Origin of the sequence: Enterococcus sp. DIV0210g (assembly GCF_050559705.1) — a bacterium.
Taxonomy (GTDB): Bacteria; Bacillota; Bacilli; order Lactobacillales; family Enterococcaceae; genus Enterococcus_B; species Enterococcus_B faecalis_A.
Genome location: NZ_CP187903.1, coordinates 2,305,709 through 2,317,131 on the forward strand (window position 1 = coordinate 2,305,709; position 11,423 = coordinate 2,317,131).

General features: G+C 39.6%; 9 protein-coding genes. 6 read left to right on the forward strand and 3 right to left on the reverse strand.

Features of this window, described 5'->3' with window-relative positions; translation table 11 throughout:
- Positions 1-125: 125 nt before the first annotated feature.
- The 6 genes from IGI64_RS11055 to IGI64_RS11080 all read left to right on the forward strand — a co-directional run bounded on the left by IGI64_RS11055 (position 126) and on the right by IGI64_RS11080 (position 7,892).
- Positions 126-1,547 (forward strand): tagaturonate reductase, encoded by a 1,422-nt coding sequence (locus tag IGI64_RS11055; protein WP_429940572.1) that lies wholly within the window; start codon positions 126-128, stop codon positions 1,545-1,547.
- Complete coding sequence (locus IGI64_RS11060; RefSeq protein WP_429940573.1) at positions 1,540-3,045, forward strand: UxaA family hydrolase; 1,506 nt, start codon at positions 1,540-1,542, stop codon at positions 3,043-3,045. The genes IGI64_RS11055 and IGI64_RS11060 overlap by 8 nt, the downstream gene beginning before the upstream one ends.
- 28 nt (positions 3,046-3,073) lie before the next feature.
- Positions 3,074-4,465, forward strand: coding sequence for a glucuronate isomerase (uxaC, locus tag IGI64_RS11065; protein WP_429940574.1), 1,392 nt, complete (start codon positions 3,074-3,076; stop codon positions 4,463-4,465).
- Positions 4,466-4,604: 139 nt separating this feature from the next.
- Positions 4,605-5,291 (forward strand): rhamnogalacturonan acetylesterase, encoded by a 687-nt coding sequence (locus IGI64_RS11070; protein WP_429940781.1) that lies wholly within the window; start codon positions 4,605-4,607, stop codon positions 5,289-5,291.
- Positions 5,288-6,124, forward strand: a complete 837-nt coding sequence (locus tag IGI64_RS11075; RefSeq protein WP_429940575.1) for a sugar phosphate isomerase/epimerase family protein — start codon at positions 5,288-5,290, stop codon at positions 6,122-6,124. The genes IGI64_RS11070 and IGI64_RS11075 overlap by 4 nt, the downstream gene beginning before the upstream one ends.
- A 13-nt stretch (positions 6,125-6,137) precedes the next feature.
- A complete protein-coding gene (locus tag IGI64_RS11080; protein WP_429940576.1) occupies positions 6,138-7,892 on the forward strand; it encodes an ABC transporter ATP-binding protein in 1,755 nt (584 codons plus the stop codon).
- A gap of 62 nt (positions 7,893-7,954) precedes the next feature.
- Here IGI64_RS11080 and IGI64_RS11085 read toward each other — a convergent pair whose 3' ends face one another.
- Genes IGI64_RS11085 through IGI64_RS11095 form a run of 3 tightly spaced genes read right to left on the reverse strand, consistent with a single transcriptional unit; the run spans position 7,955 to position 11,391 of the window.
- Entirely contained in the window at positions 7,955-9,442 is a 1,488-nt protein-coding gene (locus IGI64_RS11085; protein WP_429940577.1) for a Mur ligase family protein, read from the reverse strand.
- A gap of 27 nt (positions 9,443-9,469) precedes the next feature.
- On the reverse strand, positions 9,470-9,709 hold the full coding sequence (locus IGI64_RS11090) for a hypothetical protein (RefSeq protein WP_016624958.1): 240 nt from the start codon (positions 9,707-9,709) through the stop codon (positions 9,470-9,472).
- 5 nt (positions 9,710-9,714) lie between these two features.
- Positions 9,715-11,391: a hypothetical protein gene (locus tag IGI64_RS11095; RefSeq protein ID WP_016624959.1), complete on the reverse strand. Its 1,677-nt coding sequence runs from the start codon at positions 11,389-11,391 to the stop codon at positions 9,715-9,717.
- Positions 11,392-11,423: the final 32 nt, after the last annotated feature.

An 11,423-nucleotide genomic window follows, 5' to 3' on the forward strand; every position in this document is an offset into this window, starting at 1 on the left:
ACAGCTCTTGCTGATCACCGCACCTTTTCAACACCTAAAGCAGATATGCAGGGAAATCATCATACATAGACCTTCCCTTTTAATATAAAATTGTTAACGTGTGCAAACACGGAAAGGATGGAAAAATGGAAAAATTATCTAAGCAGTTGCGCCCCAAAAATAACGCCCCGGTAAAAGTACTTCAGTTTGGTGAAGGAAACTTTATGAGAGGATTTGTCGACTGGCAGATCCAGCAATTGAATAAACAAGGACATTTCCATGGAAATGTTGCTGTTGTACAACCACTGGAAAACGGACTTTCTAAAATGCTGAATGACCAAGATAATCTTTACACAGTGATTCTGCAAGGATTGATGAACGGGGAGATAATCGATCATTCTGAAGTCATCACGGTTGTTGATCAAGTAATCAATCCTTATTCTGACTGGCAAGACTTTTTGCATTTAGCTGAGAGTGATGATCTTTCATTTATCTTTTCCAATACTACCGAAGCCGGCATCAGTTATCTTCCATCAGATAAATTGACTGATGCACCTCAGCAAAGTTTCCCCGGAAAATTGACAGCTTTTTTATACAAAAGATTCCAAGCTGGCAAACCAGGATTGACCATCATCCCTTGCGAACTGATTGATCGAAATGGCGAACGCTTAAAAGAGATCATCCAGAAATTTGCCGAACAATGGTCACTTGAACCAGCATTTACTGAATGGTTAAATAATGAAAATATTTTCTGCTGCAGTTTAGTTGACCGCATCGTTCCTGGTTATCCACGCGATGAAGCCAATGCCTTAAACGAACGTCATGGCTATATCGACAAATTGATGGTCAAAACAGAACCATTCATGCTTTGGGTCATCGAAGGTCCTGAATCATTAAAAGAAACACTTCCACTCCAAAAAGCGGGTTTGAATGTCGTGATCACAGATGATATGACGCCTTACCGCGAGCGAAAAGTACATTTACTGAATGGGCCGCATACTGCAATGGTGCCGCTTGGTCTTTTAGGTGGTTTAGAAACTGTTGAAGACGTGATGAAAGATCCAGATTTTTATGCCTATATTGATCAGTTGTTCCAAACTGAATTGATCCCAATGCTTTCTTTACCAAAAGAAGAATTAGCTGAATATGCAGAACAAATCAAAGAACGATTCTTGAACCCTTATGCTTTCCATCAATTAAAAGCGATTTCTTTGAACAGCATCTCGAAATTCCAAACAAGACTATTGCCTATTTTTCAGCAGTACACTGAACGTAATAACCAGCTGCCGCTTTTGATGACTGCTTCTCTTTCTGCATTGATCTTAATGTACCGAGGAGACAAGATCCAACCGCAAGATGATCCGAAAATCTCTGCTGCGATCGAAACTGCTTGGCAGAAACCAGAGACAGCAGTCCACGAAATTTTGAAAAACCAAGATATTTGGGGAATCGACTTGACGACTCTTCCTGAACTTGAAAATACGGTTGCGGCAATGATTGCCCAATTGGAAACGGACGGGGCTCGTACATTGATCCGCCAACTGAAAGGAAGTACGGTCTATGCTTGAAACACTTGAACAGCAAAAAGTAATGAAACTAAATCCGCGAGACAGCGTGGTCGTTGCGCTTGCTCCTATCGCTAAAGGAGAAACACTTTCCTTTGAATCTGAAGAAATACAAGTTACAGAAAATATTCCGCAAGGGCATAAAATCGCTCTTGTTCCTTTAAAAAAAGACGATGATGTCATCAAATACGGTTATCCGATCGGTCACGTGACTGCGGATGTTTTACCAGGTGACTGGCTGCACACGCATAATGTAAAAACGAATCTTTCTGGCGAATTGACCTACAGTTATCAAAAAGAAGTCCACCCTGTCCACTATCCAGTCGAAAACTTGACCTTTAAAGGCTACCGCCGATCCAATGGAAAAGTTGGTATCCGCAATGACTTGTTTATCGTTCCTACTGTAGGATGTGTCAACGGTATCGCCGAATTGATCGTCCGTGAATTCAAGCAGAAACACCCAGATTTAGGACCTTTCGATCACGTGACTATTTTAAAACACCCCTATGGCTGCTCCCAACTTGGAAAAGACCACCAAAATACGCGTGAGATCCTAAGTGCTGCAGTCAATCATCCAAACGCTGGCGGAGTCTTAGTATTTGGTCTAGGCTGCGAAAACAATACTGTACCAGAATTCAAAAAAAATCTAGGCGAGCATGACGAAGAACGAGTAAAGTTCCTTGTTGCTCAAGATGTCCTTAATGAGATTGAAAAAGGAACAGCTTTGCTGGAAGAACTTCTTCAAGCTGCAGCAGACGATGAAAGAGTAGATATTCCTTTATCTGAATTAAAGGTCGGTTTGAAATGCGGCGGTTCTGACGGACTTTCAGGAATCACTGCCAACCCGCTTTTAGGCGCCTTTTCAGATTATTTGATTTCCCAAGGCGGAAGCACGATTTTGACTGAGGTACCTGAGATGTTTGGTGCCGAACAAGTATTGATGGCTCGTGCCGAAAATGAAGAAGTTTTTGAAGACATCGTTCATTTGATCAATGATTTCAAGCAGTACTTTTTATCCTATGGCGAACCGGTCTATGAAAACCCTTCTCCAGGAAACAAAGCTGGCGGCATCACTACATTGGAAGATAAGTCTTTAGGCTGTACCCAAAAAGCCGGCTCTTCCCCAGTGGTTGATGTTTTACAATATGGAGAAAAAATCCGCAAAGCTGGACTTAGTTTACTCCAAGCACCTGGAAATGATTTAGTAGCGGCTTCTGCACTTGCCTCTTCCGACTGTCACTTGGTTTTATTCACCACCGGTCGCGGAACGCCATTCGGCTCCTATGTTCCGACAGTGAAAGTGGCTACGAATACTACTTTGTTCGAACGAAAAGGCCATTGGATGGATTTCAATGCCGGTACTTTGCTGGAACAGCCGATGGATCAGATTTTGCAAGAATTTATCGCGAAGATCCTTTCTGTAGCAAGCGGTGAAGAAACAAAAAATGAACTAAACGATGTTCGTGAAGTTGCTATTTTCAAAAACGGTGTGACTTTATAGTCCAATATCTAAGAAAGAAGGATAAAAAATGTTTTTAAATGACGATTTTCTATTAAAGGATGAATGGGCAAAAAAACTTTACCATGGTTATGCAGAAAAAATGCCGATCATCGATTACCACTGCCACTTGGACCCAAAAGAAATCTACGAAAATGAACAATTCAAAAATATCACAGCTGCTTGGCTTGGAGGCGACCATTATAAATGGCGCTTGATGCGCGCTTGCGGTGTGCCTGAAGAAAAAATCACCGGAAATGCTTCGGACTATGAGAAATTTCTTGCTTGGTGCGAAACCGTACCAAAAATCATCGGCAATCCTCTTTATACCTGGTCTCACCTTGAACTAAAACGTTTCTTTGGCATCGATTTACAGATAAATGCTGAAAATGCACCGGAGATCTGGGAAAAAACAAATGCCAAACTTGCCACAGAACCTTTCAAGAAACGCGAATTGATCAAGAACTCGCAAGTTAAAGTGGTTTGTACAACGGATGATCCAGCAGATGATCTTTCTTACCATCAATTACTGGCGCAAGAAGAACCTGATTTCAAAGTACTGCCTTCTTTTAGACCCGACAAAGCATTGAACATCGATAAAGCAGGGTTCAAAGAATGGTTGGATCTATTATCAAAAGCAGCAAATCAACCTGTCTCTTCTTATGAACAATTGATTTCTGCATTAGAACAAAGAGTCGTTTTCTTCCATCAAACAGGCGGCAGACTTTCAGACCATGCACTGGATATTTTGCGCTATGAAGAAGCGGATGAAGCACAGTTAGAAGAAATTTTCCAAAAAGCAGTCGCTGGACAGCCTCTGACGGACAAAGAAGTGGATGCCTACCGTACAGAAACATTGGTACGTTTGATCCGAATGTACCATGAACGCCAATGGACGATGCAGCTGCATATCCACGCTTATCGAAACTGTAATTCTGCAATGTTTGATCAGTTAGGACCAGATACTGGTTATGATGGTATCAATGATTTATCCGTGACGATCCCGCTGCAAAAATTACTTAATCGTGCAGAAGCAACCAATCAGCTGCCGAAAACGATCCTCTATTCATTGAATCCAAATGATTATCCGGCAATGATGGCATTACTTGGCTGTTTCCAAAAAGATGCACCTGGAAAATTACAATTAGGATCTGGCTGGTGGTATAACGACACACGTGCAGGTATGAGAGAACAATTGACACAATTCGCTGATGGCAGTGCTTTGGCAAACTTTGTCGGCATGCTGACAGATTCCAGAAGTTTCTTATCTTATACTCGTCATGAATACTTCCGTCGTGTCCTTTGCGAATTTATCGGCGAAATGGTCATGCGCGGCGAAGCACCTGAAGACGAAGAATTACTGGGCAATTTAGTGAAAGCAATCAGCTATACAAATGCAAAAAATTATTTTGGCTTCCTCTAAAATTTAAAAATCAATAGAGGTTGCGGAGGAACTAATGGTTCTTCCACAACCTCTTAATAAATGGTGTTCGAAAGCTAGCCTCTTCTTTAATGCTTGAGACTGAACAGCTTTTTCACAACCTCTTAAAGGAGATGATCTTATCCTCACGATACACATTGCTAGTGATTCTACAGCTTCTATAAAAAATGAAAATAAACGGCCAGAAACTGGCTGGGGTGAAAAAATCGGTGCTTTTTTCACTGAAGATGTTCGGATAAACAATCATGCAATGAACGGACGAAGCACCAAATCGTTTTTAGCTGAGGGCCGCTTGGATGCTTTGAGCAAAGAACTGAACAAAGGCGATTATTTGTTTATCCAGTTTGGGCATAACGATCAAAAAAAGGATAGTGAACGAGGAACAGATCCTTTTACTGATTATGTGGAGAATTTAGCTGTTTTTGCACAAACGGCTGAAAAAGCAGGTGCAATCCCTGTTTTCCTTACTTCTGTTACTCGAAGGAAATATTTGCCAAATGGTAAGCTAGACCCGCAAGCTGTCGGTCACTATCCAGAAGCAATGCGGACGTTTGCCGAAAAAAATCAGTTTCCCTTACTAGATGTTTTTCAATGTTCCCAAGAAATGTTGCAACTGCAAACTCCAGAAGAAACAAAGAAACTCTATTTGCATCTGGCACCCGGAGAGTCGCAAAATTATCCTGAAGGTCTGTGCGACAATACTCATTTCAGTCCTGAAGGCGCATATTTTACCGCCCATTTGATCACTGATTTGATAAAGAAAACGAACCTGCCACTAACTAGTTATCTTAAAGGAGAAAATAAATGATCCCTTTTAATCTTGGTATTCGAGCACATGACATTGCTGCCGATACCTGTGAGGAATTAACTAAAAAAATCAATAAATATGGACTTTCGCATATCCAGTTTGCCCCTCAAAAATCATTTCCGAAACTGGTTCCTGCCATTCAAAAAAGTTCTTTTGGGACAGCGTCTTACTTTCATAAACAGTTTCAAAAAAACGAATTGGATTTATCTATTTTAGGCTGTTATGTCAATATCTCTAGTCAAGACCCTTCCATCCGAGCAAAAGCACTTGCTGATTTCAACCACCAGCTTTCCTTAGCCTCCACCTACCAAGCTTCAATGGTAGCAACTGAAACAGGCAGTGTAGAAAAAGGTTATACCACGAAAAACTTTACCGAAGAAGCCTACCAAACAGCCCGCGATTCTGTCATCCAAATGGTCCAGCAAGCGGAAAAATTCGGTGCTGCTGTAGCAATTGAAGCAGGAATGAACCACCCTCTCTATACGTATCAGCTTGCCAAACGATTAGTAGATGAAGTCCAGTCTCCTAATTTAAAAATAATCATCGACTGTGCAAATCTTCTAAATATGGAAAATCATGATCAGCATACCGTTTTGATCCAAGAAGCATTGGAGACTTTAGACGAACACATCGCAGCTATCCATTTGAAGGACTATCAAGTCAAAGAAAATAAAATCACTTTTGTTCCTGTTGGTACTGGATCAATGGATTTTCGTCCGCTACTCCGTTATGTAAAATCACGTCCGCTTTTATTTGCTTTACTGGAAGCTACGCCTGAACCATTTGTCCAGCAAGCACAAACGCACTTGCTTTCGCTCTACGAACAATGCTGATTGGGAGTTGACTATGGAAGAACGTATACAGAAAAGTTATCAAAAGTACCACAAAAATACATTTAAATTACTCTTGAATCTCTATCAAGGCAATTATTGGCGGTTTACGCTGTCGACGATTTTTTTCATCATTAAACATATCCCTTCTTGGCTGATGCCGCTTGCAATTGCGAATGTGATCAATGCCGCAGCTTCCCATGATATGTCTCAAGTAAGGACGATCTATTTTAATGCTATTCTGATGGTCGTTCTGATTGGACAAAATATCTTGACCAATTATTTTCACGTCAAGTATCACAGTACTTCGATTCGACAAGTAGAAGCTGGATTACGTGCTACATTGATCAAAAAAATCCAAGAACTGTCGATTCCTTTCCAAAAAGAGCTTCAATCTGGACGTTTGCAATCAAAAATCATTCGAGATGTTGAAGCGATCCAAACACTTTCTTCCCAAGTTTTCGTTAGCGGATTGAATATTGCTGTCAATTTGATCGTTGCTTTAGGGATCACGCTTTACCGAAGTCCTATCGTCTTTTTATTTTTCCTAGCGACTGTCCCGCTTGCTGCGCTGGTAGCTGTTTTTTTCCGTAAAAGAATTCGCGAATCCAATTCTGAATTTCGCCAAGAGATGGAAGAAACTTCTGCTAAAGTGATCGAAGTGATTGAATTAGCCCCGATTGCTCGCGCGCATGCGTTGGAAAAACATGAGACAAACCGTTTAAACCATCATTTTACTCAAATCTATCAAAAAGGATTTCATTTAGATATTTTGCAGTCTGTTTTCGGTTCTGTCAGCTGGGCAAGTTTTCAAGTTTTTCAATTGATTTGTTTGATTTTCACAGGTATCCTTGCCCTGCAAAATCGAATCCAGCCGGGCGATGTTGTTATGTATCAGACGTATTTCACGACAGTTGTAAATTCTGTTTCCAGCATGATCACTTTGATTCCGACAATTTCGAAAGGAATGGAGTCGATTACATCTATTGGTGAGATTTTAGTTGCCGGTGATGTAGAGGATTATCAAGGTAAGAAAAAAATCACGGATGTCACTGGTGATTTCCGTTTTGAAAATGTAACGTATCGTTATCCAAACGCTGTGACACCTATTTTGAAAGGAATAAATCTTACCGTTCGTGCTGGTGAAACAGTGGCTTTTGTCGGACCATCCGGCTCTGGAAAGACCACATTACTGAACTTATTGATTGGCTTTATCCAACCGACAGAAGGAACGATTTACTTGGATAACCAGCCCATGGATACGCTGGATTTAAGAAGTGTGCGAAACTTTTTGGCTGTTGTTCCTCAAACGACTTTGCTGTTTTCTGCTTCGATCAAAGAGAATATCACCTATGGACTGAAAAACGTATCCGAAGAAAAACTAGCAGAAGTTATTGAAGCTGCACAATTGACTTCGCTAATTGCAGAACTGCCAGATGGATTAGACACGATTGTTGGCGAGCATGGGAATAAACTTTCCGGGGGGCAACGCCAGCGTATCTCGATTGCTCGCGCGCTCGTACGTCAACCCAAGCTTATTTTGCTGGATGAGGCGACTTCCGCATTAGACAATCAATCCGAGAAGAAAATACAGCGGGCACTGACCTATTTGACAGAAGCGCCTACGACATTCATGGTCGCCCACCGATTATCAACGATCAAAGAAGCAGACAAAATCGTGGTGATCAATGAAGGTTCAATTGTTGAATGCGGAACATACGATGAACTTTTAGCTAAAAAGGGCTTCTTCTATCAACTTAAAAATGAATAATCAAAAAACGGACAGGCAAAGAAAATGCCTGTCCGTTTTAGGTGGTGCAATCTCACAAAAAATCAACTTTTAATTGGTATATCTTTTTGGATTGTACCGATTTTTTTGATGTATTTATCAATGTTTTGGAAATCACTGCCTGTCACAGAACCTTTAGCTAAAATCAAACTATCATCGTTGAGGAATTGAGTGATATGATTAGAAAGATCCTGTAATGTTTCGAACCATTGATATTTTGGATCTTCACTTTCTTCTTCAAATATTTTTCTGAATTGTTCACCATAACCTAACACATGATCTGCAAGTGCTTCACGCATATCTGCTTGCAGCATACGGTGGATTTTTTCTCCTGCATCGCCCAAATCAGCAATTTGCCCCAAAACGAGAAAACTCTTTCCATTATAATAAGGTCGTATTTCGTTAAAATAGTCGATTGCGTTTTTCATTGCGGGCAAAGAAGCGTTGTGCGTATCATCAATGAATGTAAACGCGCTTCCGTCATCAGCAACAAAATTTGTCTTTTCCAATGTTTTGCTGAATGGACGGAATGTTTCAAATCGCTGCAAATAAGGATGAATGTCTTTTTCTGTTTTCCATACGACCAATAAACTAGCTAAAGCGTTAGAAATCATTCCAGTAGAAGAAACGGCCAATTTTAATAAAAGTTCTTCTTCAAAAAACGAGACTGTTACTTCGCAATAATTTCTTGTTTGCTGCCATTCCTTCACATACACATCAGCGAGGGGATCATGCAAAGAATAAGTCAAAATCTCGGCTTCTCGTTTCGTTGCCGCCTCTAATAGAATCGATAATTCTTTGCTGCCTATATCTTTATTGATGATAGCTGTTCCATTCTTTTTTAATCCTTCAAAAATCTTCGCTTTGTGGGTGGCTACACCAATCGTATCTTTTAGTGTGCTTAAATGGGCTTCACCAATAGAAGTTACTAAAGCGATATCTGGCTGGATCAAATTAGACATAGAGCCCGTATCATAAGAATTTAAGGCATTGACCGAGACTTCAAGATTTAAAAAATCTGGTTTCGAAAGAAGTTTACTCATATATAAAGGTATAGCAAACCGTACGTTATGATTTCCTCTGTTTTCTAAAATCTTTTTTTCTTGAAGCAAATGAGTAATCATCATACGGGTCGATGTTTTCCCAGCAGAACCAGTGATTGCGACCACTGGTTTTGTGAAATCGCTGCGGAGCTTTGCTGATAATTCCAAAAGAAATTTCCAAGCATCTGGAACAATAAATTGCGGTGTATCTACTGATGGATCATTGATTGGCTTTTCTGTGACGATCAAGCCAAATTGATTTTCTTTTCCAGTAATCTGACTATTTCCGTCTGTCCAACGAACAGGTTTGCGATTGATATATGTCCGTCTTTCAGGTGTGATACAAACAAAAATCGTTGCGGAATAATCGGTTTCTTTTTTTAAATGACCAGAAAAGTATTCAACGTTCGTTACTTCCTGATCTAAGTTTTTATATTCCTTGTAAAAATCCCCATCCAACCCTGTCAATACTTCTTGAATTGTACTCATTTTCTCTCCCTGCCTTATTTCTTATTTTTACCAGCGTCCACGTCTTGGTCGAGCTTGATTGACATATCGAGTCGCTGTTTTTTCGATTCGCTGTGGTGAATCATCTTGGTCTGCTTCCCACGGATACAAGCCATTTTCATCTTTTTCGTATTCGTTTAAGTTTGTCATTCCATCATTTTTTTTGTGTTCATTTTTACGGTGGATTTTGTAAATAAAATAAGAAAGACCAATAATAGACAAGGCTGCAAAACGAATAAATGCTACCATTTTTCTCACTCCTTTTTCGTATAATGAAGGCGGTAATTGATCAGTCCTGATAAAAAGTGCTCTGCATCATCGATTCTCATTCGGAAGCGATCGTGGCGGGCAAAAAAGCCATACGCGATTTCACTTGGATTTTGAAAGAACTGTGCAAATTCTGGGAACATGACACCAGTTGTGATTTCATGGGCGGCTCTTTTTTCCATTACTGTATTTATTTTTAATCTTGCTTGAAGAAACTCTTCTTCAGTTGGGAAAATTTCTTCTTTAAATTTGCTGACTGCCAATTTATCCATCATTTTAGATGCTGCAACTAACAACTCAAGCATTGTAGGATAAGCTGTGTCGCGTTTATTGATGAATTCGATATTTTCTAAAGCATTTTTTACACCAAATTCGTAGTATTCTTTTTTCTGTTGATATTTCAATAATTCATTGGTCGCATAACTTAACCAATGATCGTGGTATTTTTGATAATTATTTTTAACGAATTGCGCCATCAGCCCTTCGCAAATAGCAAAGATCTCTGGTTCTTTTAAGATTTCATAGGCGCGAAGCAGTGCAAATAAAATTTCGCCATCATAGTAAACGATGCGGAAACGTTCTTTCATTTCCAATTTCCCATTCAGCACATGAATGGTTTGTTTTTCTTTGGTCATAAATTTATTTTCGACACTATGGATCAATTGTTTGAGAAAAGAAAGATAATGTTTGTCTTGTGTTAACTCGACGTATTTTGCAATTGCTAAAATAGCCGTTGCTTGTGCACCTAATTTCAATTCTACTTCAGAGGCAAGGTCCTCTTTTATGAATACCAAATCTTGAATCTTAACAGTGAGATTATCGATACCCCAATCTAATCCTTTTTTTACGGATTCAAGCATCTTTTGATCGGAAAAATATTCGGCTGATTCTCCTAATGCGTATAAAGAAGAAAAATGACGGACAGAATTGTACCCTTTGATTTTCTGCCCATAACATGGATAATATCCATAAATAAATTGGCCAGTATCAGTTAACTGGTTCTGCAAATAATGGCTTCCTTGTTCGATGACTAAATCTGTTTGCTGATTTAAATTTGACTGGGTTACTTCTCTGACGCGGTTCCCGTTTCCGTAGTCTTTCAACGGTAGGATTTGTCCGTTTTCCAAATAATACGCATTCGTCTTGAATAAATAAAAATCTGAACGCTGCAAGTAGCTTAAATCTTCCTCTTGTCGTCCATATTTTCGTTTCACGTACCCACGATAGTTTTGCGGATCAATAGTTAAGTCTGGAAGATTCTTTCCAACTTTATGTGCTTTACTTGGTTTTAAAATAGCATTTGCTGCAAGTTCTTCCATCAGAAAGCTGCGTTTTCGTATTCTATCGATTCGCAGATTGAAAGTTGCGTAATTATTTCTTTTGACTTTTTTCAATTCCTGCTGCAGTTCACTATAATTCAGTTTTGTTTCTTCTGTTAAAATATCGATTCGCAAATAAGGCGCTTTTGCCAATTTGTTTACTTTATAAGCAGTCAAAAAATTATTCCAAATCGTTGTAAAACTATGTCCATAAAATTCAAAAACACGTCCACGTTCTTGAAAATTCCCCACACTGACGATCATTAGCTGATTGGTTACGTTTGTTTCAGTATTATCTAATAGTTCTTTTAGCCCAGTTAAGTAGTCTTTTTCTTTTACAAACATTTTCCCACCTCACAAAGATTGATGAAGAGGGG